General features: G+C 62.8%; 23 protein-coding genes. 14 read left to right on the plus strand and 9 right to left on the minus strand.

All coding sequences use genetic code 11. From position 1 onward, the window contains the following. Positions 1–35 precede the first annotated feature (35 nt). From AB3147_RS24955 to AB3147_RS24985, 7 genes are all read left to right on the plus strand, one after another. Positions 36–1178, plus strand: coding sequence for a hypothetical protein (locus tag AB3147_RS24955; protein ID WP_367353260.1), 1143 nt, complete (start codon positions 36–38; stop codon positions 1176–1178). Next, on the plus strand, positions 1175–2353 hold the full coding sequence (locus tag AB3147_RS24960) for a type VI immunity family protein (protein WP_367353261.1): 1179 nt from the start codon (positions 1175–1177) through the stop codon (positions 2351–2353). Before AB3147_RS24955 ends, AB3147_RS24960 begins: the two co-directional genes overlap by 4 nt. Before the next feature lie 183 nt (positions 2354–2536). Beyond that, positions 2537–3772 (plus strand): VRR-NUC domain-containing protein, encoded by a 1236-nt coding sequence (locus tag AB3147_RS24965; RefSeq protein ID WP_367353262.1) that lies wholly within the window; start codon positions 2537–2539, stop codon positions 3770–3772. Then, positions 3769–4947 carry a type VI immunity family protein gene (locus AB3147_RS24970; RefSeq protein ID WP_367353263.1) on the plus strand — a complete coding sequence of 393 codons (1179 nt, stop codon included), beginning with the start codon at positions 3769–3771 and terminating at the stop codon, positions 4945–4947. The genes AB3147_RS24965 and AB3147_RS24970 overlap by 4 nt, the downstream gene beginning before the upstream one ends. Positions 4948–5037: 90 nt before the next feature. Further along, positions 5038–6366 (plus strand): VRR-NUC domain-containing protein, encoded by a 1329-nt coding sequence (locus tag AB3147_RS24975; protein WP_367353264.1) that lies wholly within the window; start codon positions 5038–5040, stop codon positions 6364–6366. After that, on the plus strand, positions 6363–7541 hold the full coding sequence (locus tag AB3147_RS24980; protein ID WP_367353265.1) for a type VI immunity family protein: 1179 nt from the start codon (positions 6363–6365) through the stop codon (positions 7539–7541). Before AB3147_RS24975 ends, AB3147_RS24980 begins: the two co-directional genes overlap by 4 nt. Positions 7542–7557: 16 nt before the next feature. After that, a complete protein-coding gene (locus AB3147_RS24985; RefSeq protein ID WP_367353266.1) occupies positions 7558–7848 on the plus strand; it encodes a PAAR domain-containing protein in 291 nt (96 codons plus the stop codon). A gap of 3 nt (positions 7849–7851) precedes the next feature. Here the strand turns inward: AB3147_RS24985 and AB3147_RS24990 are convergent, their stop codons facing one another. Beyond that, positions 7852–8673, minus strand: coding sequence for an IclR family transcriptional regulator (locus AB3147_RS24990; RefSeq protein ID WP_175122348.1), 822 nt, complete (start codon positions 8671–8673; stop codon positions 7852–7854). A 360-nt stretch (positions 8674–9033) separates the two neighbouring features. Here AB3147_RS24990 and AB3147_RS24995 point away from each other — a divergent pair, with 360 nt between their 5' ends. From AB3147_RS24995 to AB3147_RS25020, 6 genes are all read left to right on the plus strand, one after another. Further along, a complete protein-coding gene (locus tag AB3147_RS24995; RefSeq protein WP_367353267.1) occupies positions 9034–10041 on the plus strand; it encodes a 2-dehydro-3-deoxygalactonokinase in 1008 nt (335 codons plus the stop codon). Positions 10042–10050: 9 nt separating this feature from the next. After that, positions 10051–10704: a 2-dehydro-3-deoxy-6-phosphogalactonate aldolase gene (locus tag AB3147_RS25000; RefSeq protein WP_056324859.1), complete on the plus strand. Its 654-nt coding sequence runs from the start codon at positions 10051–10053 to the stop codon at positions 10702–10704. Next, positions 10701–11849, plus strand: a complete 1149-nt coding sequence (gene dgoD, locus AB3147_RS25005; RefSeq protein ID WP_056559450.1) for a galactonate dehydratase — start codon at positions 10701–10703, stop codon at positions 11847–11849. The genes AB3147_RS25000 and dgoD overlap by 4 nt, the downstream gene beginning before the upstream one ends. Positions 11850–11875: 26 nt before the next feature. Continuing rightward, the gene (locus AB3147_RS25010; RefSeq protein WP_239211204.1) at positions 11876–13186 is read left to right on the plus strand and encodes an MFS transporter; all 1311 of its coding nucleotides are present in this window, start codon (positions 11876–11878) and stop codon (positions 13184–13186) included. 354 nt (positions 13187–13540) lie between these two features. Next, entirely contained in the window at positions 13541–13864 is a 324-nt protein-coding gene (locus tag AB3147_RS25015; RefSeq protein WP_367353268.1) for a type II toxin-antitoxin system RelE/ParE family toxin, read from the plus strand. Beyond that, on the plus strand, positions 13861–14169 hold the full coding sequence (locus tag AB3147_RS25020) for a helix-turn-helix domain-containing transcriptional regulator (RefSeq protein ID WP_056559457.1): 309 nt from the start codon (positions 13861–13863) through the stop codon (positions 14167–14169). The genes AB3147_RS25015 and AB3147_RS25020 overlap by 4 nt, the downstream gene beginning before the upstream one ends. Positions 14170–14192: 23 nt before the next feature. Here the strand turns inward: AB3147_RS25020 and AB3147_RS25025 are convergent, their stop codons facing one another. The 6 genes from AB3147_RS25025 to hydA all read right to left on the minus strand — a co-directional run bounded on the left by AB3147_RS25025 (position 14193) and on the right by hydA (position 22305). Next, positions 14193–15845 (minus strand): ABC transporter ATP-binding protein, encoded by a 1653-nt coding sequence (locus tag AB3147_RS25025; protein WP_367353269.1) that lies wholly within the window; start codon positions 15843–15845, stop codon positions 14193–14195. A 1-nt stretch (position 15846) separates the two neighbouring features. Then, on the minus strand, positions 15847–16743 hold the full coding sequence (locus tag AB3147_RS25030) for an ABC transporter permease (protein ID WP_367353270.1): 897 nt from the start codon (positions 16741–16743) through the stop codon (positions 15847–15849). Positions 16744–16753: 10 nt separating this feature from the next. Continuing rightward, the gene (locus AB3147_RS25035; RefSeq protein ID WP_367353271.1) at positions 16754–17695 is read right to left on the minus strand and encodes an ABC transporter permease; all 942 of its coding nucleotides are present in this window, start codon (positions 17693–17695) and stop codon (positions 16754–16756) included. Positions 17696–17698: 3 nt separating this feature from the next. Further along, on the minus strand, positions 17699–19303 hold the full coding sequence (locus AB3147_RS25040; RefSeq protein ID WP_438861008.1) for an ABC transporter substrate-binding protein: 1605 nt from the start codon (positions 19301–19303) through the stop codon (positions 17699–17701). Between the two features lie 70 nt (positions 19304–19373). Further along, complete coding sequence (locus AB3147_RS25045) at positions 19374–20816, minus strand: amidohydrolase family protein (RefSeq protein ID WP_367353272.1); 1443 nt, start codon at positions 20814–20816, stop codon at positions 19374–19376. Positions 20817–20856: 40 nt separating this feature from the next. Continuing rightward, the gene (gene hydA, locus AB3147_RS25050) at positions 20857–22305 is read right to left on the minus strand and encodes a dihydropyrimidinase (protein WP_367353273.1); all 1449 of its coding nucleotides are present in this window, start codon (positions 22303–22305) and stop codon (positions 20857–20859) included. A gap of 318 nt (positions 22306–22623) precedes the next feature. Here hydA and AB3147_RS25055 point away from each other — a divergent pair, with 318 nt between their 5' ends. Beyond that, entirely contained in the window at positions 22624–23304 is a 681-nt protein-coding gene (locus tag AB3147_RS25055; RefSeq protein WP_367353590.1) for a GntR family transcriptional regulator, read from the plus strand. Between the two features lie 71 nt (positions 23305–23375). Here the strand turns inward: AB3147_RS25055 and AB3147_RS25060 are convergent, their stop codons facing one another. Next, the gene (locus AB3147_RS25060; RefSeq protein ID WP_367353274.1) at positions 23376–24575 is read right to left on the minus strand and encodes an MFS transporter; all 1200 of its coding nucleotides are present in this window, start codon (positions 24573–24575) and stop codon (positions 23376–23378) included. Positions 24576–24744: 169 nt separating this feature from the next. After that, positions 24745–25002, minus strand: a complete 258-nt coding sequence (locus tag AB3147_RS25065; protein ID WP_367353275.1) for a helix-turn-helix domain-containing protein — start codon at positions 25000–25002, stop codon at positions 24745–24747. Positions 25003–25041: the final 39 nt, after the last annotated feature.

Consider the following 25041-nt stretch of genomic DNA (forward strand, 5'->3'; position numbering starts at 1 on the left):
CTAATCCGTACAGGCGCTCAGGCGATGGCGCGCCCATGTATCAACGCACGGTGGCCCTGATGATCCGGGCGGATAACGAGCTCTTTGAGTATCGCTGGCCGTACTGCGCCGAAGTCGGCTACGACATGACGAAGACGCCGCCGGCGCCGATCATGAGCAGGCAACATCCGCATCGGCCGAGTTCCTTTCCGTTGTCTCAATACAAGCGGATCAGCAGCCGGCAATTTCCGCAGTACAGCAGCGTTGAGGTCGTGGTGGACCTGTTGGGGCTGGACGAGGTTGAGGAGATGATTCCCGTGCCGTTACCGCCAGATGTCGAGAACGGGATTTGGCAGGATATTCAGGTAATGCAGAAAAGCCCGTTGCGAATTCCGGATGTCGTTAGGGTCAACAACCATACGTTGGGGGGAGCGCCTCAATACAGCCAGGCGAATCTGGCCAGCGTTATTGAAATGAAGTTTGGAGCGGACTCGCTTACGAAAGAACAGAAGTTCGCTTATGAGTACATCGCGGGCCATAGCGAAAAATTTCGCCTTCTCCAAACCGACAGGTGCAACAAAGCCGACAGGCGTCAGCGTCGCGATTGGATGAGCGCGGCGCAGCACGAGCCCGTCTATAAGCCCGTGTCGCAGGTCATGTCTCTCCCCTTGCGCGCTTCGGCGGATCCACACAGCCTCGTTGTCGGCTTGATCGATGCGGAGCATCAGGCCGCCCGGCAAGTGCTGGAGGTTAAGCCACCGCGAGGCACCCCCGTAATAAGCGCCGGCCCAGAGATGCGAGAGGCTGACGGGCACGCTGCACAGGTGCGCGCACAAATTGAAATTTCGCTTGCTGGCCCCTTCGTTCTTATGGGCGCTGCTGGTGTCGGCGCCGGCATGACCGCCATCGCAAGGGGCAGTTCCGCCATCGCGGGTTCGGCGCTAACCGCTCGCGCCGGCTCACGCGTCGTGCAATACGACCGCCTTATTACGTGGGGCCGTATCACCGGAGGAACCGGCGCAGCAGGAGCGACTGTGGCCTATGCCCAATCAGAAGACGGAAGCTCCGCGCCCGCGCCATCTCCGGAACGTCAACGGCAATGGAAAGCCTACCAGCAGTGGGACGCCAGCCAACGCGATCAACCACGCACGGAACAGCTGTATCTGTTCTGGGCCGATTTGCCGGAGCCAACACAATGAGCGATTTCTTCAAAGAGTTCGATGCCGAACGCTGGTATTTCACTTTTGGCGATGAGGAGGACAACACGCTCATCGTCCAACAAGTGGGAATCGTTGCCATCTTTCATCTTGTTGACGCCTATCTGCCGGTTCGCCGCAAGGGCATCGCAGAGGCGTTCGCTCTCTACCATGAACTTTATGGCCAAAATCTCAAGGGCGGATATCGTGCAGACAAGCGCATGATCGTTCGCCCCTTCTCCAAGATGGGTTTTGACGCTTATCGAGACTACATCGTCGATACAAGCCCGATGGACACCGTTGAGTTCGATTGCATGTCCCGGCTTAGCTTGGGGCATGCAAGTGACTACATGTTTGGTGTTTTCTCTCCGGCCGGCTGGTATGAACAAGTTCATAAATCCCTTACCACGGTACGGTTTTACCTACCTGTAGTAGAGCTCGCGGCGGAAGGGAGAGCTCGGTTCGAGAGTTTCCTGTTGAAGTGTTGCGCGTTGCTTCGTCCTCTCCATGGCGCGGCCGGGCTTGGGATTCAGGAATGCCATGATTGGGAGGACTACCAGACCCTGGGACACGAGACAGCTTGGGCATACAGAGCGGTAGATGTTTGCGGACCGACTGGTAAGAAAAACCTGCGCGAGGGCTACAAGAATCTCAACTGGTACACCTTCCTGGCCCATCACTGGATCGCCACCTTGGGCACACCCGAGGAGTTGAAGAGCAAGCTCAATGACGATCGCATCGAGCTCCTCCCCTACGAATGGGGCACCGCCATCCGCGCCGGTGATTGGCCAGCACTCGGCAAAGCCGAGACAGACCCCACTCCCGAACTCTACGTAAAGGTCAACAACGCCATCCGTTCATTGCGCGTGCAGGACATCGGCTCGCTCCACTACGGTTCCATCGCCGGCGAGGTTCGCTTCAATCCGCTGACCAGCAATCTCTGGCTGCGCCGCTTCGATACGCCGCAGGAAATCAAGGCCGTAATCGACGAGGCGGGCAACGTCGAAGCAGACGAACGTCACTTCCTCCGCATGCCCTCGGGCACACCTTGTCCATGGCCTGGCATCTGGATCTGCGAGGAGGATCCGTCACAGGGAAGGAAGACGTTCATGCACAACGACCTCTTGCCGGAAGTGAACGGGCAGGTAGATACCTGGCGTCTGGTCAAAGCGTTTTAGCGGGTCAGCTTCTCGTCTGTGCGTCAGCGTACCGACAAGCATAGCCCTGCCAAACTCATCCACAACTCCATCAAGGAGAAAGGCTTAACCATGCCCACCCAGCATGTACGTACCGGGCCGAAGAATCCCGGGGGCAGCACCCGAGGCTCGACCAAACCTGACGCATCGGGCCAGGTGCTGCCCGTGACCAACCCGCTTGACCTTTGGTACCTGTGCGAGAAGGCGCGCTATGCCAGCGCTAATCCGTACCGGCGTGCCAGCGACGAAGCGCCCATGTATCAACGCACGGTGGCACTGATGATCCGGGCGGATAACGAGCTCTTTGAGTATCGCTGGCCTTACTGCGCCGAAGTCGGCTACGACATGACGAAGACGCCACCGGCGCCGATCATGAGCAGGAAGCATCCGCATCGGCCGAGTTCTTTTCCGTTGTCTCAATACAAGCGGATCAGCAGCCGGCAGTTTCCTCAGTACAGCAGTGTTGAGGTGGTGGTGGACCTGTTGGGGCTGGAGGAGCTAGAGCAAATAATTCCGGTGCCGTTACCTCCAGCTGTCGAAAACGGAATTTGGCAGGATATTCAGAAACCACCGACAAGCCCGATGCGTATTCCCGACGTTGTTCGGGTCGTCAACCACACGATGGGAGGTGCGCCTCAATATAGTCAGCCGAATCTGGCCGGTGTGATCGAAATGAAGTTTGGGAACGACTCGCTCTCTGATGACCAAAGAAGAGCATACCGAGATATTGCTGGCACCAGCGATAAGTTCCGCTTGCTTCATACGGATCGATGCAACAGAGCCGACAAGCGCCAGCGTCGCGAATGGATGACCGCTGCCCAGAACGAACCGGTCTACAAGCCCGTATCACAGGTCATGTCGCTCCCATTGAGAGCTTCGGCGGATCCTCACGGGTTGGTCGTTGGGCTGATTGATGCCGAACACCAAGCTGCACGGCACATCCTTGAAGTCGGTCCGCCGCCTCCGGGAACCCCTGTGATGAGCGCCGGCCCCGACATTCGAGAGGCCAATCGGCGGGCCGCTCAGGCGCGAGCGCAAATCGAAATATCGCTTGCCGCCCCGTTCTTATTTGTAGGCGCGGCAGCTATCAGCGCCGGCATGGCAACGGTTGCTGGAGGCAGTGCAGCGATTCCCAGTTCAACGCTGACTGCAAGCGCCGGCCCAAGAATGGTTCACTACGGCCGCCTTGTCGGCTGGGGCCGTCTCATCGGAGGAACTGGTTCAGCTGGAGCCACTATGGCCTACGCACGATCTGGAGACGGAAGCTCAGCGCCAGTACTGACTCCCGAAGTTCAACGCCAATGGCAGGCCTATCAGGAATGGGAAGCCAGCCAAAGATACCAGCCGCGCACTGAACAGCTGTATCTGTTCTGGCCCGACGCCCCGGAGACAAAAAAATGACCGATTTCTTCAAAGAGTTCGATGCCGAACGCTGGTACTTCACCTTTGCGGATGAGGACGACAACACACTACTGGTCCAACAAGTCGGCATCGTTGCCATCTTCCATCTCGTTGACGCCTATCTACCGGTTCGCCGCAAAGGCATCGCGGAGGCATTCTCGCTCTACTACGGGCTTTATGGCGACAAACTCAAGGGCGGTTATCGCGAAGATAAGCGCATGATCGTCCGGCCCTTCGCCAAAATGGACTTTGAGGCCTATCGAGACTACATCGTGGACACGAGTCCCATGGGAGTCGTCGAGTTCAAATGTATGTCCAAGTTAAGTCTCGGCCATGTCAGTGACTATATGTTTGGGGTCTATTCTCCTGCCGGATGGTATGAGCAAGTTCACAAACCTCTCACCACGGTAAGGGCGTATTTGCCCGTAGAAGAGCTTGCGGGAGAAGGAAAAGCACGATTCGAGGCTTTCTTGTTGCAGTGCTGCGCATTGCTTCGTCCTCTTCATGGCGCGGCCGGACTCGGGATTCAGGAATGCCACGATTGGGAGGACTACCAGACCCTTGAACACGAAACGGCCTGGGCATACCGAGGGGTAGACGTCTGCGGACCGACCGGAGAGAAAAACTTGCGCCAGGGCTACCAGAATCTCAACTGGTACACCTTCCTCGCCCACCACTGGATTGCCACGTTGGGCACGCCGGAAGAACTGAAGACCAAGCTCAACGACGAACGCATCGCCCTACTCCCCTACGAATGGGGCACCGCCATCCGCGCTGGTGATTGGCCAGCACTCGGCAAAGCCGAGACAGACCCGACTCCCGAACTCTACGTAAAGGTCAACAACGCCATCCGCTCATTGCGGGTGCAAGACATCGGATCACTCCACTACGGCTCCATCGCCGGCGAGGTTCGCTTCAACCCGCTGACCAGCAATCTCTGGCTGCGCCGCTTCGATACGCCGCAGGAAATCAAGGCCGTAATCGACGAGGCGGGCAACGTCGAAGCAGACGAACGTCACTTCCTCCGCATGCCCTCGGGCACACCTTGTCCATGGCCTGGCATCTGGATCTGCGAGGAGGATCCGTCACAGGGAAGGAAGACGTTCATGCACAACGACCTCTTGCCGGAAGTGAACGGGCAGGTAGATACCTGGCGTCTGGTCAAAGCGTTTTAGCGGGTCAGCTTCTCGTCTGTGCGTCAGCGTACCGACAAGCATAGCCCTGCCAAACTCATCCACAACTCCATCAAGGAGAAAGGCTTAACCATGCCCACCCAGCATGTACGTACCGGGCCGAAGAATCCCGGGGGCAGCACCCGAGGCTCGACCAAACCTGACGCATCGGGCCAGGTGCTGCCCGTGACCAACCCGCTTGACCTTTGGTACCTGTGCGAGAAGGCGCGCTATGCCAGCGCTAATCCGTACCGGCGTGCCAGCGACGAAGCGCCCATGTATCAACGCACGGTGGCACTGATGATCCGGGCGGACAACGAGCTCTTTGAGTATCGCTGGCCTTACTGCGCCGAAGTCGGCTACGACATGACGAAGACGCCACCGGCGCCGATCATGAGCAGGAAACATCCGCATCGGCCGAGTTCTTTTCCGTTGTCTCAATACAAGCGGATCAGCAGCCGGCAGTTTCCTCAGTTCAGCAGTGTTGAGGTGGTGGTGGACCTGTTGAGTCTGCATGAGTTGGAGGAGATGGTTCCGGTGCCTTCACCTTCAAACGTCGAAAAAGGGATTTGGCAGGATGTCGAGTCGGAGAATTTGGGGAACTTGCGAATTCCCGATGTTGTGAGAGTCACCGATCACACGATGGGGGGAGCGCCGCAATACAGCCAACCTAATCTCACCAGCGTAATTGAAATGAAGTTTGGCGGCGACGCGCTTTCGGATAGACAGCAGAAGGCCTACGAGAGAATCGCGGGCGACAGACTCAAGTTTCGATTGCTGAACAATGACCGTTGTGACAGAGCGGACAGGCGTCAGCGTCGCGAGTGGATGACCGCTGCGCAGCAAGAACCCGTCTACAAACCTGTATCGCAGGTCATGTCCCTTCCCCTGCGAGCTTCGGCCGATCCGCACGGTTTGGTCGTTGGCCTGATTGACGCCGAGCATCAGGCGGCCCGGCAGGTTCTTGAAGTCAGGCCGCCTCCGCCTGGAACCCCTGTTATAAGCGCCAGTCCAGGCATGCGAGAGGCAGCCGCACAGGCGGCACGGGCTCGCGGACAGATTGAAATGTCGCTTGTGGGACCGTTCGTCATCGTAGGCGCCACGGGCATCGGCGCTGGCATGGCCACCGTTGCTGGAGGCAGCGCCGCAGTATCCGGAACAACCTTGGCGGCGCGCGCCGGACCTCGAGTCGTGCATTACGGCCGCCTTCTTTCCTGGGCGCGTTTCACAGGCGGGACGGGAACGGCAGGAGCGACAGTGGCCTATGCGAAGTCGGATGACGGGAGCTCCGAGCCTGTACTGTCTCCTGAACTTCAACGCCAATGGAAGGCCTACCAAGTGTGGGAGGCCAGCCAACGTCATCAACCGCGCACGGAGCAACTGTATCTGTTCTGGCCCGATGCGCCGGAGACAAAACAATGACCGATTTCTTTAGCGCGTTCGACGCCGAGCGCTGGTTCTTCACCTTCATGGATGAAGACGACAAAACCCTTCCAGTGCAGCAGGTGGGAATTGTTGCGGTCTTTCATCTTATCGACGCGTATATCCCAGTTCGTCGCAAAGGCATTGCGGACGCTTTCTCCCTTTTCCACGACCTCTATGGCGATAAGTTGAAGGGGGGATACAGAGAAGACAAGCGGATGATAATTCGCCCCTTCTCCAAGATGAACTTTGACGCCTATCGGGACTACGTTTTGAAGACCTCCCCAATGAACGCCGTCGAGTTCAAGTGCATGTCTCAACTAAGTCTGGGGCATGCCAGTGATTACATGTTTGGCGTCTTTTCTCCAGAAGGCTGGTTCGAACAGATTCACAAAACATTTACCACTGTCCGGTTCTACCTGCCTGTGGAAGAAATCCATGGTGACGGGAAAGCCCGGTTTGAGGGCTTCTTGCTGAAATGCTGCTCGTTGCTCCGCCCACTCCACGGCGCTGCCGGACTAGGTATTCAGGAATGCCACAACTGGGGGGACTACCAGACCATCGAGTACGAAACAGCCTGGGCGTACAGAGGCGTTGACCTCTGCACCCCCACGGGAAACGAAGCATGGCGCGACGGCTATTCCAATCTCAACTGGTACACCTTCCTCGCCCACCACTGGATTGCCACGCTGGGCACGCCGGAAGAACTGAAGACCAAGCTCAACGACGAACGCATCGCCCTTCTCCCCTACGAATGGGGCACCGCCATCCGCGCCGGTGATTGGCCAGCACTCGGCAAAGCCGAGACAGACCCGACCCCCGAACTGTACGTGAAGGTCAACAACGCCATCCGCTCATTGCGCGTGCAGGACATCGGATCACTCCACTACGGCTCCATCGCCGGCGAGGTTCGCTTCAATCCGCTGACCAGCAACCTCTGGCTGCGCCGCTTCGATACGCCGCAGGAAATCAAGGCCGTAATCGACGAGGCGGGCAATGTCAAATCAGACGAGCGTCACTTCCTCCGTATGCCCTCGGGCACACCTTGTCCATGGCCTGGCATCTGGATCTGCGAGGAGGATCCTTCTCAAGGCAGGCAGACCTTCATGCACAACGGCCTCTTGCCGGAAGTGAACGGCCAAATAGTCACCTGGCGTCTGGTCAAAGCGCTATAGCGGAGGCAACAACCACATGCCAGAAATCATCCGCAAAGCCGATACCACAGACCACGGTGGATTGGTGCTCGAGGGTTTCCCGCACACCAACCTCAATGGCAGACCCATGGCCGGCGTCGGCCATCAGGTTTCATGCCCAAAATGCGAGGGCGTTTTTCCCATCGTCGAGGGCAGCCCGACATACAAGGTCAATGGCATCCCGGTGGCGCTGCACGGCATGAAGACTGCGTGTGGCGCCCGACTGATCGCCAGTGGCTCGAACGCACGCGTCGATGGCCACGCGGTCCGGGACCATCTGCCTGAGTAGCCCTCAGCCCCGCTCAACCTTCCATCCCATCTCGGCCGAAATCCCCGCAGCCGCGCCCTGCACCACCGGCACCATCTCGCGCATGCGCTCCAGCGACATATAAGGCACGGTGCTCGACACACTGATGGCGGCGACGATGCCGCTGGAGGCGTCGCGCACGGGCGCTGCCACGCAGCGGATCGAAGGCTCGTTGTCTTCCAGGTCGAACGCATAACCCTGCGACGCGTAATCGCGCATGCGATCACGGAACGCCTCCCATCCCTGCTGTCCGCCGGGCGCGCGCGACGACACCGGTGCGCCGACGCGATGCAGCGCCTTCCACTGCGGCTCATCCGCGTCCAGCAGCAATGCCTTGCCCACACCGGTCGCGGCGAGCGGCATCCGGTGGCCGACCCGCGATCGCATTTCCAATCCCTTTTTGCCCGGAATCTTCTCCAGGTACAGCACGTCGTTGTTGTCGCGCACGGCCAGGTGGATCGTGTCGCCGGTCATGTCGGCCAGGCTGTCCAGATAGGGCCGCGCCAGCGTCGCCAGCGGAAACGCCTCGCGCGCCTGAAAGCCCAGCTCGATCAGCTTTGGACCCAGCACGTAGCCCACGCCCGGCAGTGCGCGCAGGTAGCGCTCTTGCACCAGACAGCTTGCAAGCCGGTGCGTCGTGCTGCGCGCCACGCCGATGCGCGCGCAGATTTCCTTCAGGTCGCGCGCGCCATCGGCCACCGCCTGCACCACGGCAAGACCGCGCATCAGCGTCTGCGTGCCGGCGGGCGCGGCGGCATCGGGGTCAAGCGTGGCAGGTTGCTCGGGGGGCAGTGTGATGGCGGTCATGTGGCAAAGGCAAAGTTGCGGCGCGATGGGAAAGATCGGCAAGCATACCGGGCGCCGCGGCACGGATGCGTGGGTGATAGGGATATGCACGGCGCTTCGCCGAGCGAACAAAACACTTCGAAGGCTCAACTAAAAGCCTAATCGAAACGCACACCAAATTCCCTGTATGTGGGATTTAATTCTATATTTTGAGATTTTTCAAGCGCTGAACTAGAATTTTTGCCATCGTGCACCGCGCGCCTCCCGCGCGCGCACGGCAGATTTCAGACAACAAGGTCCGCGACCACTCCGCCCAGTCCCGCGCGCATGACGGCGCAACGACGGCAGCCGGATGCGCGGCCAGAGACGAGACAGACTCTGATGAATACCGGATCGCCCGCCCGTGCGGCTCTCATCGCGCTGGATTGGGGAACCTCTTCACTTCGCGCCTATCGCCTGGATGCCACGGGCCGTACGCTCGATACGCGCCATCTGCCCTGGGGCATCATGCGCCTGCCGCAACCGCTGCAGGACGGCGCCGCCACCACCACACTGTCCGGCTTTGAACTGGCTTTTGATCAGGCATGCGGCGACTGGCTGCGCGCCGAGCCCGCCCTGCCCGTCATTGCCTGCGGCATGGTCGGCAGCGCGCAGGGCTGGAAGGAAGCCGCCTACCTGGACGTGCCCGTCGACCTGGAGCGCATCGGCACCTTGCTGACCGTGGTGGAACGCCCCGGCGGCACGCCCGTGCACATCGTGCCCGGTCTCATCCAGCGCCACGGCCTGCCCAACGTGATGCGAGGCGAAGAGACGCAGGTCTTCGGCGTGATGGCCGACGAAGCCAGTGCCAATGCCGACAGCGTGCTCATCGGATTGCCCGGCACGCACTCCAAATGGGTCAACGCGCGCCGAGGCCGCGTCACGCACTTCGACACCTTCATGACCGGCGAGGTCTACGCGGCGCTGCGCGGCCACACCATTCTGGGCCGCACGATGGCCGACGCCCCCAACGCCGACATGGCCGCCTTCGAGCGTGGCGTGAAAGTTGCAGGCGCGCCGGCTGGCCGGGCGGGCGTGATGTCCACCATCTTCAGCACGCGCGCGCTGGGCCTGACCGGCGAACTCGCGCCTGAGTCGCAGGCCGACTATCTGTCGGGCCTCTTGATCGGCCATGAAGTCGCCGCGCTGGCCGAGATGCTGCGCCAACAGGGCGAACTGCCCCACATCGTGCTGTGCGGCGAGCCCGCGCTGTGCAAGCGCTACCTCCTGGCCATGCAGCATTACGGCCTGGGCGCACCCGAGCAAGCGCAGAACGCCACCGAGCGCGGCCTGTGGCACCTGGCCATCTGCGCCGGGCTTGTGTCCCCCTCCACCCCGATCCCCGCCTAGGAACCTTCGATGAACCATCCCGGTCTGCAAACCGCCATGGCCCACTGCGGCCTGATCGCCATCCTGCGCGGCATCACGCCCGCCGAAGCCGAACCCGTCGGGCAAGCGCTGTACGACGCGGGCTTCCGCCTGATCGAAGTGCCGCTGAATTCGCCGGATCCGCTGGACAGCATCCGCGCCATGCGCGCCGCGCTGCCCACCGACTGCCTCATCGGCGCCGGCACCGTCCTCAATCCCGACGACTGCGCGCGCATCCAGCAGGCCGGCGGCGAACTCATCGTCATGCCGCACAGCGATCCGGCCGTCATCCGCCAGGCCAAGAAGCTGGGCATGGCGTCCTGCCCCGGCGTCGCCACGCCCACCGAGGCCTTTGCGGCGCTGGCAGCGGGCGCCGACGTGCTGAAGATGTTCCCGGCCGAGCAGCTTGGCCCGGCCGTGCTCAAGGCCTGGCGCGCCGTGATGCGCCCGCCGATCGCGCTGGTTCCCGTGGGCGGCATCACGCCCGACAACCTTTCGAATTACGCCCAGGCGGGCGCCAGCGGCTTCGGCCTGGGCTCCGCCTTGTACAAACCCGGCCTGTCGGCCGAAGCAACCGGCCAGAACGCGCGCGCTTTCGTCGCGGCCTGGCAACGCGCCTATCCTGCCCAGGAGACACAAGCATGAAGATCACCAAGCTCACCACCTACATCGTGCCGCCCCGGTGGTGCTTCCTGAAGATTGAAACGGACGAAGGCATCGTCGGCTGGGGTGAACCCGTCGTCGAAGGCCGCGCGCACTCGGTTGCCGCCGCCGTCGAAGAACTGTCCGATTACCTGATCGGCAAGGATCCGCGCAACATCGAAGACCACTGGACGGTCCTGTACCGCGGCGGCTTCTACCGCGGCGGCGCCATCCACATGAGCGCGCTGGCCGGTATCGACCAGGCACTGTGGGACATCAAGGGCAAGCACCTTGGCGTGCCCGTGTCGCAACTTCTGGGCGGCAACGTGCGCGACCGCATCCGCGTGTACTCGTGGATCGGCGGCGACCGTCCCGCCGACACCGCCGCGGCCGCCAAGAGCGCCGTCGAGCGTGGCTTCACCGCCGTCAAGATGAACGGCACCGAAGAGCTGCAGTACATCGACTCGTTCGACAAGGTCGAGAAGTGCCTGGAGAACGTGGCCGCCGTGCGCGACGCCGTTGGCCCGAACGTGGGCATCGGCGTGGACTTCCATGGCCGCGTCCACAAGCCCATGGCCAAGGTGCTGATGAAGGAACTTGATCCGTTCAAGCTCATGTTCATCGAAGAGCCCGTGCTGAGCGAACACTACGAAGCGCTGAAGGAACTGGCGCCGCTGACGTCCACGCCCATCGCGCTGGGCGAGCGCCTGTTCTCGCGCTGGGACTTCAAGCGCGTGCTGTCCGAAGGCTACGTCGACATCATCCAGCCCGACCCGTCGCACGCAGGCGGCATCACCGAAACGCGCAAGATCGCCGCGATGGCAGAAGCCTATGACGTCGCGCTGGCGCTGCACTGCCCGCTCGGCCCCATCGCGCTGGCCACCTGCCTGCAGATCGACGCCGGCTGCTACAACGCGTTCATCCAGGAGCAGAGCCTGGGCATCCACTACAACGCCGCCAACGACCTGCTCGACTACGTCAGCAACCGCGAGGTCTTCGCGTACGAGGACGGCATGGTCGCGATCCCGCAAGGGCCGGGCCTGGGCATCGAAGTGAACGAGGAATACGTCAAGGAACGGGCCGCAGTGGGCCACCGCTGGCGCAACCCCATCTGGCGTCACGCCGACGGCAGCTTCGCCGAGTGGTAAGCCGATAAAAGAGAGAGGAGACTCCATTGTCCACCGTCGCCCAAGCCGGCCTGCAAGGCGCTCAGCGCCCGACCCGCAGCCGCTACATCATCATGGTGATGCTGTTCATCACCGTCGTCATCAACTATCTGGACCGCAGCAACCTGTCCATCGCCGCCCCCGCCCTGAAGGACGAGTTCGGCCTGGACACCTGGCATGAAGGCCTGATCCTGTCGGCCTTCGGCTGGACCTACGCCGCCATGCAGATTCCCGGCGGCTGGCTGGTGGACCGCGTGTCCCCCCGCGTGCTGTATGCCGCCGCGCTGATCCTGTGGTCCGCGGCCACGTTCTTCATGGGCTTTGCCGGCAGCTTCGTCATCCTGTTCGTCCTGCGCCTGGCCGTGGGCGCGTTGGAAGCCCCGGCCTATCCCATCAACAACCGCGTCGTCACCACGTGGTTCCCCGAACGCGAACGCGCCACCGCCATCGGCTTCTACACGTCGGGCCAGTTCGTCGGCCTGGCGTTCCTGACGCCGGTGCTGGCCTGGCTGCAGCATCATTACGGCTGGCACATGGTGTTCGTCAGCACCGGTCTCCTGGGCATCATCTGGGGCGTGCTGTGGTTCATGATCTACCGCGAACCGCGCCAGTTCAAGGGCGCCAACGCAGCGGAAATCGAGCTGATCCAGAAAGGCGGCGGCGTCGTTGACCTGGACACGCGCGTGCGTGAAAAGAAGGCCCCGTTCAACTGGAACGACCTGGGCCTGGTCATGAGCAAGCGCAAGCTGTGGGGCGTGTACCTCGGCCAGTTCTGCCTGACCTCCACGCTGTGGTTCTTCCTGACCTGGTTTCCCACATATCTGGTCAAGTACCGCGGCATGGACTTCATCAAGTCCGGTTTCCTGGCCTCGGTGCCGTTCCTGGCGGCCTTCATCGGCGTGCTGTGCTCGGGCGTGCTGTCCGACTTCCTGATCCGGCGCGGCGCCACCGTCGGCATGGCGCGCAAGCTGCCCATCATCCTGGGCCTGTTGATCTCCACGTCCATGATCGGCGCGAACTTCACGGACTCCACGCCGTGGGTCATCTTCTTTCTGGCCTTGGCGTTCTTTGGGAACGGTCTGGCGTCGATCACGTGGTCGCTGGTTTCTGCGCTGGCTCCGGTGCGGCTCCTGGGCCTGACCGGCGGCGTGTTCAACTTCGTCGGCAACCTGTCGTCGATCTGCACGCCCATCGTGATTGGCTTGCTGGTGTCCAAGGACAGCTTTGCGCCGGCGATCGTGTACGTGTCGTCGCTGGCGTTGCTGGGCGCGCTGTCGTACATCCTGCTAGTTGGGAAGGTGGAGCGGATCGAGGCTTGATCGGCATGCCGGGGATTCACCTCCCCGGCCACTCCTGACCAAATGGGCGTCCAATGGGACGCCCTTTTTTATTTGCGAAGCATTTGACAGCGCAAGTCCAAGCGGCCCAGGTAAACCCCGGGCGCGATGCGGCGCCGTCCTTGCATTAAGGCGCTGGTCATTGGACCGCTCCCTAACGCGCGCCGTTCTCAACGGTGCCAAAACTATCACCGTTGGCGGTTGTTAACCTTCAACCGTTCCCGGAGTATCCGTCTCCGAACGCTGCGCCAGCGTCGGCGACGAAACGATTCATGGCGACCGCCCTTCGGGCTTTTCGACGGCTTGACACGATTTCGTCTATAAACGAATATCCGCATGTACGAAATCGAACACTACTTGGCCGCGAATGGCCGCACAAGTCCCTATCTCGATTGGTTGAAAGGCCTGCGAGACAATCAGATCAAGGTTGCCGTCATACGACGCATCTCGCGAATTGAATCGGGCAACTTTGGAGATCACCGGTTTTGCCGCGATGGCGTCTGGGAATTGAGGATTGACGCCGGTCCCGGCTATCGCGTGTATTACGCCCCATATGGCAAGCGCGTCGTACTGCTGCTTTGTGGCGGCGACAAGAAAACACAGGCATCGGATATCGACAGGGCCGCGAATTACCGGAAAGACTGGGAGCAAAGATCATGAGAAGCAGACCCCACGACGAAGCGATGGCAGCGCTGTACCGCGATGATCCAGGTCTGGCCGCAGACCTGATCAACAGCGTGCTGGAGGACGGCGATCAGGCCGAGCTGCTTATCGCACTACGCCAGCTCACACTGGCTTTCGGAGGCGTTCAGTCTGTGGCCACGCAGGCAAGCCTGAATCCGACGCAGCTATATCGCACATTGTCCCCAAGCGGCAACCCAGCACTCAGCAGTCTGACGGCCATCCTGAAGGCAATGGGATTGCGGCTGGCGGTGCAGCCGCTGGACCAACGGCACGCCGGCTAGCCGCTACGGCGTGTCACGCCGTCTTACTGCAAAACCGCCTCCGCCGGCCTGAACCGCTTGAAATCCCAGTGCCTGCCCGGCGCCGCCTCCAGCAACTGGCGCGTGTAGCCGTCCCTCGGCTGCGTCAGCACCGCGGCCGCATCTCCCGCTTCGACAATCTGCCCCGACTTCATCACCACAATCGAATCGCAGATCTGCGCCGCCACGCGCAGGTCGTGGGTGATGAACAGCACCGCGGTATCGGTGCGCGCGCGAATGTCTTCAATTAGCTCCAGCACCTGCGCCTGCACGGAAACGTCCAGTGCCGACACCGCTTCGTCGGCGATCAGGATATCGGGCCGCAAGGCCAGGGCCCGCGCGATGCAGATCCGCTGGCGCTGCCCGCCCGAGAATTGATGCGGGTAGCGATCCATGGTTTCCGCACTCAACCCGACAATGTCCAGCAACTCGATGGCTCGCGTCCGCGCTTCGTCCTCCGGCACGCCGAAATTGCGCATGCCTTCGACGATGGAATCGCCCACCCGGATGCGTGCATTGAGCGACCGGTACGGATCCTGGAACACCACCTGGATGCGCTTGCGCACCGGATGGAACTCCCGCTTGGTGGCGGTGGCGATTTCCGTGCCGTCCAGCTGCACGCTGCCGGCGCTCGGATCGATCAGCCGCGCAATGCAGCGCGCCAGCGTGGATTTTCCTGACCCCGACTCACCGACGACGCCGACGATTTCCTTTTTGCGAAGCGTGAAACTGACGTCTCTGACCGCATGCACCGTGCGCTTGGCCTTGAAGAATCCGCGCTCGGCATAGGTCTTCTGCAGGCCTTTCACAACCAGCACCGGCGCACCTTCCGGCGCCTGCCTTGCCTGCGGCGCCAGGCCCGGCACCGATGACACCAGCATGCGGGTGTAGGCCTCTTTGGGACGCGCAAGGATTTCGTCGCGCGTACCCACTTCCACCAGACGCCCGCGGTTCATCACCGCGATACGGTCTGCAATTTCGGCCACCACGCCGAAGTCGTGCGTGATGAACAGCACTGCGGTGTTGTGCGACTTCTGCAGCTCCAGAATCAACGCCAGGATCTGCTTTTGCGTCGTCACATCCAACGCGGTGGTTGGCTCGTCGGCGATAAGCAGCTTGGGATTCAGGATCAGCGCCATGCAGATGACGATGCGCTGGCGCTGCCCGCCGGAAAGCTGGTGCGGGTACGACTGATAGATGCGCTCCACATCCGGCAGCCGTACCGAATCCAGCATGTCCAGTATCTTGCGCTTGCGGGCGGCAGCATCCATGTCGCTGTGCGTGCGCAGCACCTCGTCGATCTGCCACCCCACGGTCCGCACGGGGTTCAGCGCGGTCATGGGCTCCTGGAAGACCATCGACATACGCGTGGCACGCAGTTCGCGCAGCCGCTCCGGCGTGCAGGCCAGCACGTCCTCGCCGTCCAGCAGAATGCGGCCAGCGTTCGGCCGAAGTGCATCTGGCGCTAGCAGACCCATCACCGAAAACGACGTGACGGATTTGCCCGAGCCGGATTCGCCGACGACGCAGAGCGTCTCGCCAGCGCGGATGTCAAAGCTGATGCCCTCCACCACGTGGCGCGGTTCGTCGCCGGGCGCGCCCACGAGCGCCACCGACAGGTTCTGCACCTGCAGGACAGGCAATGCGGAATCGTTCATGTCACACCCTCCTGGCCATCTTGGGATCGAGGGCGTCGCGCATCGCGTCGCCCAGCATGTTCACGCTGAGCACCGTCAGCGCCAGGAACAGGCCCGGCAGCAGGATCAGCTCGGGACGGACCTGGAAGTACATGCGACCCTCGGCAATGACGTTGCCCCAGGACGGAAACTCCGGCGGCATGCCCACGCCCAGGAAGCTCATGACCGCCTCGGACAGCATGGCGGAGGCAAAGATGAAGGTGCCTTGCACGATCAACGGCGCCATCGTGTTGGGCACCAGATGGCGCATCATCAACACCCGCGTCGGCGTGCCCAGCGAAATGGCGGCCTCCACATAGGGCTCGTCGCGCAGGCTGAGGATCAATCCGCGCACGAGGCGCACCACGCGCGGGAACTCCGGCACGGCAATCGCGATCAGCACCGTCAGCAGGCTGGCGCCGGTGACGGCGACCAGCGCGATGGCCAACAGGATGCTGGGCACCGACATGATGCCGTCCATGATCCGCATGATGACCATGTCCGCCGCGCGGAAATAGCCGGCGATCACGCCCAGCACCAGTCCGGGGATCAGCGCCGCAATGGCGGTGCCCGCGCCGATCATCAGCGAAATGCGGGCGCCGTGGATCACGCGCGACAGCACGTCGCGCCCGTAGGCGTCGGTGCCGAACCAATGCTCGGCAGAAAAGCCCTTCAGGCGTTGCATGGGATTGATGGCCATGGGGTCGGCCAGCCCCAGCAGGTTGGCCGAGAAGGCGGCCAGCACAATGACCGCCAGCATGACCAGCGCGGCCATGACCGGCCAGGTGGACAGCGTGCGAACCAGCGCCGATCGGGGCGGCTTGCGGGCGGCAGGGACGTGGCCCGCCCCACCCGCGATCGAGTGTATGGAAGTGGACATGCGGATTCCTTCAATAACGGATGCGCGGATCGAACACCGAATACAGGACGTCGATGGTCAGGTTCACGCCGATATAGACCAGCGAGAACAGCAGGATCAGCCCCTGGATCAGCGGATAATCCCGGGCCAGCACGGACTCGACCACCAGCCGTCCCAGGCCGGGCAGGTTGAAGACCGACTCCGTGACGACCACGCCGCTGATCAGCAAGGCGATGCTGACGCCGATCACGGTAATGATGGGCACGGCCGCGTTGCGTAGCGCGTGCGCCATCATCACGGCGCGCTCGGTAATGCCTTTGGCACGGGCGGTGCGGATGAAGTCTTCGCCCATCACCTCGAGCACGCTGCTGCGGGCAATGCGCGCAATCAGCGCCACAAAGCCGGTGCTGAGCGCGATCGTGGGCAACAACAGGTGCATGCCGAAGGCCACGAGCCCGACGGATGGCGACTTGTAGCCCTGCACCGGCAGCCAGCCCAGTTTCATGGCGAACAGCAGGATCAGCGCGTAGCCGGTGACGAAGATCGGCACCGAAAAGCCCAGCACCGAAAACGCCATCACCGCCCGGTCCGCGCGGGTGCCGCGCCGCCAGGCCGAGAAAACGCCAAGCGGCACCGCGATCAACGTGGACAGCAGGATGGTCGACAGCGCCAGGGCCAGCGACGGCCCCACGCGGCTGCCGATCATCGTCGTCACCGGCGTGCCGGAATGCAGCGACGTGCCCAGGTCGCCCTGTAGCACCTGCCCACCCCACAGCATGAACTGGGTGGCCAGCGACCGGTCCAGTCCCATGTGCTCGCGGATCTGCGCCAGTTGCGTCTCGGTGGCCGCGTCGCCCGCCAGGATCAGCGCCGGATCGCCGGGCGTCAGCCGCAGCAGGCAGAAGATCAGCACGGCCACCGTCAGCACCACGGGGACCGTGGCCAGGACGCGTCTGAGGATGTAGCTGAACATGGCTTAGTTGCTGGCTTTCTTGATGTTCCAGAACACCGGCGCCGGCGATTCCAACACGCCCGACAACTTCTTGCTATAAGCCGCCGCCGTCTCGATCTGCCCCAGCGTGATCGCCACGCCCTCATCCAGCATCACGTCCTGCAGTTGCTCGGCGATCTGCTTGCGCTCCGGTTCCGTGCCCGCCACCAGGAACTTGTCGCGCAGCGCTTCCACCTGGGGCACGGTCGGCCAGCCGAACCACGCCCTCTCGCCATTGGCCGACACGCCGTAGTTGCGCAGCGGATCCATGATCTCGCTGACGTGCCACGTGGTCACGAAGATGCTCCAGCCGCCCTTGGCCGGCACGTCGCGGTTGGCGCGGCGCGACAGCATGGTCATGAAGTCCATCGCTTGCAACTGCACGTTGAAACCCGCCTGACGCAACTGCTGTGCCATCACCACCGGAATGGCCGAAGCCATGGCGATGTCGGTGGCGTGCAGGATCACCACGGGAGCGCCGTCATACTTGGCCTCCTTCAGCAGCGCCTTGGCCTTCTCGATGTTGGACGGCACGATCATGTCGGCGCGCGTATTGCTGGAATACGGCAGATCGCAGCCGAACACCGCGCCGCACGTCTTGAAGAATTCCGGATCGCCCACCTGCGCCTTCAGGATGTCGTCCTGACCCACCGCATACATGGCGGCCTGCCGCACCAGCTTGTTGTCGAACGGCGCATGAAGCTGGTTGAACCGGTACATGGGCTGATAGCCCATCTTGTCCAGAATGCGCAGTGTCAGGTCCGGCGAGCTCTTGACCATCGGCACCAGGTCGAACGGCACGGTCTCGATGTAGTCGACCTCGCCGCCCAGCAACGCATTGACCGTCGTCATCGGGTCGGCCATCGCCACCCACTCCACGCGGTCCACATTGACCACCTTGCCGCCGGCCGTCCAGCTGGGCGCTTCCTTGCGGGGCGCGTAGTCGGTGTTCTTTTCATAGACCGTCTTCACGCCCGGCTGGAACTCCTTCTGCACGAACTTGAAGGGACCGGAACCGGTGTAATCGGTGATGGCCTGCGCCACCGGCGTCTGCGCCACGCGCTTGGGCATCATGAAGCTGGGCAGTCCGCTGGGCTTGCCCAGCGCCGACAGAACGTCCGCGGGCGCCTTCAACACGATCTTGAACGTCTTGTCGTCGACCACATCCATCGACGCCACCAGCGGCATCAGTTGGCGGCCAGTCTTGTCTGACTGCGCCCAACGCTGGATCGACGCCACGCAGTCCTCGGCCTTGACCGGCGTGCCATCGTGCCACTTCAAGCCGTCGCGCAGCGTGAACGTGTAGGTCTTTCCGTCGGGCGAGATCTCCCACTTATCCGCCATCTGCGGCTGGATCTTGTTGTCCGCGTCCGTAGCCAGCAACGTGTCGTAGATCATGTAGGCATGGTTGCGCGTCTGATGCGACGCCGTCAGCACCGGGTCCAGCACCGTCAACTTGCTGGCCATCACCACGGTCAGCGTTTCAGCCTGAGCAGGCGCCCAGGCCAACGCGCCGGCGCAAGCCAGCGCGGCGCCCAGACGGGCAAGACCGAAGCGGGTTTCAAGTCTTTCAGCGTTCAGATAAGCCATGTCGTTCCCTTGAAGTTCTTATGGATGAACGGGGCCTGTGGCCGGCCCCTGGTGTCGGATTGAGATCGGATCAGACGATGTCGAATGACAGCGGCGACATCTGTGCGGCGCTACGGCCAGCCACCAGGTCGCGTGACGGCACCAGCGCCTCCGCGCGGCGCTGGGCCTCGTCCACCTGCTCAGCGGCCTTGCGATAGTCCAGGGAATGCACCTGGCCTTCATGCACCACGCGCTTGCCGTCGATGTACACCGTGTGCACGGCGCGATCGGCGGCGGCGTAGACCAGGCTGCGCACCGGATCCCGCGACGGACGCATCAGATGGTGGGTCATGTCCACCATCACCAGGTCGGCGCGCGCGCCCACTGCGATGCGGCCCAGGTCTTCGCGACCCAGCGCCGTCGCGCCCCCGACGGTCGCCGCGTGGAAGACTTCGCCGGTGGTGACGGCGCGGGGCGTCTGCGCCATCAGCCGGGCCAGATAGCCCACGTGACGCATTTCCTCGATCATGTTGTGCGGATAGGTGTCGGTGCCGATGCCCAGGTTGATGCCGGCGCGGCGGTAGCGCCCGAAATCGCGTAGCGCCATGCCGCGGCGCATGAATACCGTGGGGCAATGCGCCACGCTGGCGCCTGTTTCGGACAGGATGGACAGGTCGGTGGCGGTGTTCCAGTGCGTGTTCGGATGATCGTCCACGAAGATGCCGTGGCCCACGATGCTGCCCGGATCCAGCACGCCCAGGCTGTGCAGCCACTGCACGGGTGTCAGACCATGACGGCGCGTGATCTCATGGAACTCCGGCAGCGACTGCGCGGCGTGCGTCTGCCACCCGATGCCGCGGCGCTTGGCCTCCTGGTGGCTGGATTTCAGCAGTTCCGGCGTGCAGGTGTCGATCTGCGCCGGCACCAGCATGCCGGTCAACCGGCCGCATTCATGCGCCTCGGCTTTGTCGATCAGCGCCAGCGCGCGTTCCATACCGGCCTCGCCCGCCTTCTCGTTCCAGTCGTACTCCACGACATGGCCATTCTTCGTGTACCAGCGCGCCGAACGGAACATGGGCGCAATGTACGCACGCAGGCCGCTTTGCACCATGATGTCGATCCAATGTTCGTGCGCCACCGACATGTCCACCACGGTCGTCACACCGGACATCAGCAGTTCAGCTGCGGCCAATGTCAATTGCGCGGGCGCGGCCTCGTCGTCGCCTTCCATCGTGGGCATGTACTCGTACAGATTCGAGTTGTACAGCCCCGCCGAACCGGTCTCGTCCGTGTAGCCCTTGTTGATGGGTTCATGCACCAGGTGGCTGTGGATATCCACCAGCCCCGGCATGACCATCATGCCGCTGCCGCTGACGATCTCCGCGTCCGGCGCCGCCGCCTGCGCGCCCGGTCCGACGTGCGTGATGCGCCCGTCCGCGAATGCCACGTCGGCGTTCTTCATGTAGACATGCCGCTGGCGCGCCTCGTCCCAGGCAACCACAACCTCGGCGTTCTTGATCAGGGTAGTTTTCAACGCAATATCCTCCGAAATGATTGATGGGTGTCCGGGGCGGCTAACGCCAAGCCGGCTGCGCACCCTTGCGGGCGCTGGGTGGCGACAGGCTGGGCAGCCCGCGCGGCAGGAACTTTCCCTGGCCCGGCGAGCCTGCAAACTTCGCGCCGTCCCATACGATCTGACCGCGCAGCAGCGTCATCGCGGGCCACGCCCGTAGTTGCATCCCGGCATAGGGCGTGTAGTCGACCGCGTGGTGCAGATGCTCGTTGCCCAGCGTGAAGTCACGCTCTTCCCAGATCACCAGGTCGGCGTCGCTGCCGATGGCCAGCGTGCCCTTCTGCGGATACAGGCCATAGGCACGCGCGGGTTGGGTCGCGGTCAATTCCACAAAACGGTTCACGCTGATGCGCCCGCCCAGCACGCCTTCCGAATACAGCAGCGGCATGCGGGTTTCGATGCCAGGGATACCGTTCGGGATATGGCGAAATGCCACTTCCTTGCCGCCTGGCGTCTTGCCGTCTTCGCCGGTCAGGTTGAAGGGCGAGTGGTCGGACGAGAACACCGTGAACAGGCCATCCGCCAGCCCCTGCCAGATCTCTTCCTGGCTGGACGCGTCGCGCGGCGGCGGGCTGCACACGCAGCGCGCACCGAAATAGCTGTCGTCCGTGCCCAGGTCTTTTGCGGTCAGCAGGATGTATTGCGGACAGGTCTCCGCGTAGATGTTGAGCCCTTTGGCGCGCGCCTCGCGGATCTGCTGCACCGCCTCGCCGCCCGAGATGTGAACCAACAGGATCGGCACGTCGATCAGCTCGGACAGCGCAATCGCGCGGTGGGCGCCCTCGCGTTCCACCAGCGTGGGCCGCGACACCGCATGAAAGCGTGGCGCCGTGCGACCGGCTGCTTCCAGGCGGCGTGTCAGCCAGGCGATGCAGTCTGAGTTTTCGGCATGGATCATCGCCATGCCGCCGTGCGTACGCGCCACATCCAGCACGTCCAGGATCTGGCCGTCGGACAGCTTGAGCGCGTCGTACGTCATGTACAGCTTGAATGAGGTGTAGCCAGCCTTGATCAGACGCGGCAGCTCTTCGTTCAGCACGGCCGGCGCAGGGTCGGTCAGGATCAGGTGGAAGGCATAGTCCACGCATGCGCGGCCTTCGGCGCGCTGATGGTAGTCGTCGATGGCTGCCTGCACGGTGCCGCCCTTGCGCTGCGCCGCGAACGGAATGACGGTGGTCGTGCCGCCGCACGCCGCCGAGCGCGTGCCCGTGAAAAAGTCGTCGGCCAGCTTCACGGGCGGCGCCATGGGCTGATCCAGGTGACAGTGCGCATCGACACCGCCTGGCGTCACCACGCGACCCGCCACGTCGATTTCGCACAGGCCCGGAGCAAGGCCGCGGCCGATCTGCACGATGCAGCCGTTGGAGATTGCCAGATCCGCCCGGCAGGTGTCGCCGGCAGTCGCCAGCACCGCGTCGCGCAGCACCAGATCAAAACCCTGCTTCGTCATATGCGTCAGCCCGTCTGATCCGCCCCTGTCCTGGCAGCGAAAGCGCAGCCGGATGGGCATGTTGTGAGCGGATTCTAGGCCGAATACAAAAATGATTACGCTAGTGATTACCCTGAAATATACATTTCAAGGCCAAATTGTTAACATTATTTTTGACTGTTCCTCGACGGCATGCACAACGCTGCTGTCCAATCGGGTATCTTCACGTTCATCCGTCAGGTTGCAGACAACATGACGTCTACAAGCGGCAAAGAACCGCTCACTATCCAGGGCGGCGATCCCCTCCTGGCATCAAACGCGCAAACCAACAACGAGCCCATGGCATCAGACAAACGCGAAACCTCGGTCACCGGCATCTACGAACGCATCTATCGCGCCATCCTGGACAACCGCCTCAAACCCGGCACCAAGCTGGTCGAAGAGCGCCTGGCCGAAATCTTCGAGGTCAGCCGCCCTCGCATCCGCGAAGTCCTGGCCCGCCTGGCCCATGAACAGATCGTTGAACTGTTCCCCCAACGCGGCGCCTACGTGGCCAAGCCTTCCATCGAAAAGGCGCGCGATGTTTTCGAGGCACGCAGGCTCATCGAACCGGCCGTCGTGCGGCGCCTGACGCAGAACCTGACACCCGAGAAACTGGCGCGCTTGCGCGAACATGTCGTGCTGGAACACGACGCCCGCAAACGCGACGACAAGCGCGCCATCATCCGGCTGGCTGGCGAGTTCCACATCCTCTTGAGCGAACTGGCCGGCAACGGCGAGCTGGCGCGGACCATGCGCGAACTCTCCACGCTCACGTGCCTGGTCATCTTCCTGTACAACCTTCCCACCGCCACCAGCTGCCGGGACGACGAACACGAACTCATCACCGAAGCCATCGCCGCCCGCGATTCCCAACGGGCCGAGGAACTGACCCTGCATCACCTGGAACACATCGAACAGAGTGTGAAGCTGGAATCAGTGGAAGAGTCGGTGGACCTTGAAGACGTCTTCAAGTTCTGAAGGCCGCGCATGCAAAAAGCCCCGGTCGATTTGCACCGGGGCTTTTTGTTGGACGGCCGGAAGGAGGAACCTCAGCAGCCCTGCACCGCCAGCTTGCGCCGCCGCACGTTCCCGGCGCGCTGCACCAGCACCAGCGCCAGACCAGCGGCGGCAATCACCGCGCCGGCAATCGGCACCGCCGCGTAGCCCATGCCCGCCGAAATCACCGCGCCCCCGGCCGCCGCGCCTACCGCATTGCCCAGGTTGAACGCGCCCACGTTCATCGACGACGCCAGACCCGGCGCATCGGTGGCGGCGCGCATCACGCCCATCTGCAGGGGCGGCACCACCGCGAACGTCGCGATACCGAAGATCAGCAGCGCCACCGCCGCGCCAACCGGCGTGGACGCCAGCCACGGGAACGCCAGCAGGTCCACGATAACCAGCACCAGGAAGAAGATCAGCGTGCCATCGAGCGAGCGGTCGGCCATGCGTCCACCCACTCCGTTGCCCAACGTGAAGCCCAGACCGATCAGCACCAGCATGCCCGTCACGAACGCCGGGGACGCGCCGGTGATCTCGGCCAGCGTCGGGGCGATGTACGTGTAAAGCGTGAACATCGCGCCTGCGCCCAGCACCGTGGTCAGCAGCGCCAGCAGCACTGCAGGGCTGCGCAGCACGGCCAGTTCATGCCGCACGTTGGGACGCCGGCCCGCCTCGCCCGCCGGCAGCGCGAACCACAGCGACAGCATCGCAATCAGGCCCAGCACCGCCGTCGCGAAGAACGACATCCGCCAGCCGATCGTCTGACCCAGCCACGTCGCGGCAGGCACGCCGCCCACGTTGGCGATGGTCAGGCCCATGAACATCGTCGCCACCGCACTGGCCTGCTTGTGCCGCGGCACCACGCTGGCGGCCACCAGCGAGCCCAGGCCAAAGAACGCGCCATGGTTCAGGCTGGTCACCAGTCGGGCCAGCAGGAGCGTCGTGTAATTGGGCGACAGCGCCGACAGGATGTTGCCGATGGTGAAGATCGCCATCAGCAGGATCAACGCCTTGCGCCGCGACCAGCGCGAGAACGCCAGCGTCATCAGCGGCGCGCCGACCATCACGCCGATCGCGTAGGCGCTGACCAGCATGCCCGCGCTGGGGATGGACACGTTCACCCCCTCGGCGATGACGGGCAACAGGCCCATGGGAGAAAACTCGGTCACGCCGATGCCAAACGCACCGACGGCAAGCGCCAACAACGGCGGGCCGGCCTTCACCGGCTGGGCTTCTTGGGGATTCATGCAAGTTCCTTGGGTTCGACGGCGCCGGCAGGACGTTCCTGGGGCGCATCCGGCCTGAAATGGCCGGCGCATCGGATAGACAGGTGTGCAGTATGACGGCCGGATACTTGCAGAAAAAGGCGTCTAGCGGGCAAACACTTTTGACTTCAGGTCATTAATCGACCAGCGATTAGCCAAACCGAGGGCGCTTCCATCGAACTTCCACTTCGAGGCCGAGGAGGTCCAACATGTCGAACACCTTTTGCAGTTGCACGGTGGGCTTTCCCCGTTCCAAGTCGACCACGAACCGGTTCCCGGAATTTCCCAGTCCCGCCAAGTCGACTTGCAGCAAGCCCTGCCGCCGGCGCACAGCCCTGATCAGAGCCCCCAACTCGGTTGACGTAGACACGACCGCAGGAATCGCATCAAGCTCGCGCGTGGTCGTCATCGCCTTATCCCCAAAGTTACCGATCGGTAATCCTAAGGC

The sequence above is a fragment of the Achromobacter animicus genome (assembly GCF_040775605.1).
In the GTDB taxonomy this organism is placed as follows: domain Bacteria; phylum Pseudomonadota; class Gammaproteobacteria; order Burkholderiales; family Burkholderiaceae_B; genus Achromobacter; species Achromobacter animicus.

Coding starts and splice junctions, on each gene's coding strand:
- AB3147_RS24955 (WP_367353260.1), top strand. CDS start 36: ATGTATCAACGCACGGTGGCCCTGATGATCCGGGCGGATAACGAGCTC.
- AB3147_RS24960 (WP_367353261.1), top strand. CDS start 1,175: ATGAGCGATTTCTTCAAAGAGTTCGATGCCGAACGCTGGTATTTCACT.
- AB3147_RS24970 (WP_367353263.1), top strand. CDS start 3,769: ATGACCGATTTCTTCAAAGAGTTCGATGCCGAACGCTGGTACTTCACC.
- AB3147_RS24975 (WP_367353264.1), top strand. CDS start 5,038: ATGCCCACCCAGCATGTACGTACCGGGCCGAAGAATCCCGGGGGCAGC.
- AB3147_RS24980 (WP_367353265.1), top strand. CDS start 6,363: ATGACCGATTTCTTTAGCGCGTTCGACGCCGAGCGCTGGTTCTTCACC.
- AB3147_RS24985 (WP_367353266.1), top strand. CDS start 7,558: ATGCCAGAAATCATCCGCAAAGCCGATACCACAGACCACGGTGGATTG.
- AB3147_RS24990 (WP_175122348.1), bottom strand. CDS start 8,673: ATGACCGCCATCACACTGCCCCCCGAGCAACCTGCCACGCTTGACCCC.
- AB3147_RS24995 (WP_367353267.1), top strand. CDS start 9,034: ATGAATACCGGATCGCCCGCCCGTGCGGCTCTCATCGCGCTGGATTGG.
- AB3147_RS25000 (WP_056324859.1), top strand. CDS start 10,051: ATGAACCATCCCGGTCTGCAAACCGCCATGGCCCACTGCGGCCTGATC.
- dgoD (WP_056559450.1), top strand. CDS start 10,701: ATGAAGATCACCAAGCTCACCACCTACATCGTGCCGCCCCGGTGGTGC.
- AB3147_RS25015 (WP_367353268.1), top strand. CDS start 13,541: ATGTACGAAATCGAACACTACTTGGCCGCGAATGGCCGCACAAGTCCC.
- AB3147_RS25020 (WP_056559457.1), top strand. CDS start 13,861: ATGAGAAGCAGACCCCACGACGAAGCGATGGCAGCGCTGTACCGCGAT.
- AB3147_RS25025 (WP_367353269.1), bottom strand. CDS start 15,845: ATGAACGATTCCGCATTGCCTGTCCTGCAGGTGCAGAACCTGTCGGTG.
- AB3147_RS25030 (WP_367353270.1), bottom strand. CDS start 16,743: ATGTCCACTTCCATACACTCGATCGCGGGTGGGGCGGGCCACGTCCCT.
- AB3147_RS25035 (WP_367353271.1), bottom strand. CDS start 17,695: ATGTTCAGCTACATCCTCAGACGCGTCCTGGCCACGGTCCCCGTGGTG.
- AB3147_RS25040 (WP_438861008.1), bottom strand. CDS start 19,303: ATGGCTTATCTGAACGCTGAAAGACTTGAAACCCGCTTCGGTCTTGCC.
- hydA (WP_367353273.1), bottom strand. CDS start 22,305: ATGACGAAGCAGGGTTTTGATCTGGTGCTGCGCGACGCGGTGCTGGCG.
- AB3147_RS25055 (WP_367353590.1), top strand. CDS start 22,624: ATGGCATCAGACAAACGCGAAACCTCGGTCACCGGCATCTACGAACGC.
- AB3147_RS25060 (WP_367353274.1), bottom strand. CDS start 24,575: ATGAATCCCCAAGAAGCCCAGCCGGTGAAGGCCGGCCCGCCGTTGTTG.
- AB3147_RS25065 (WP_367353275.1), bottom strand. CDS start 25,002: ATGACGACCACGCGCGAGCTTGATGCGATTCCTGCGGTCGTGTCTACG.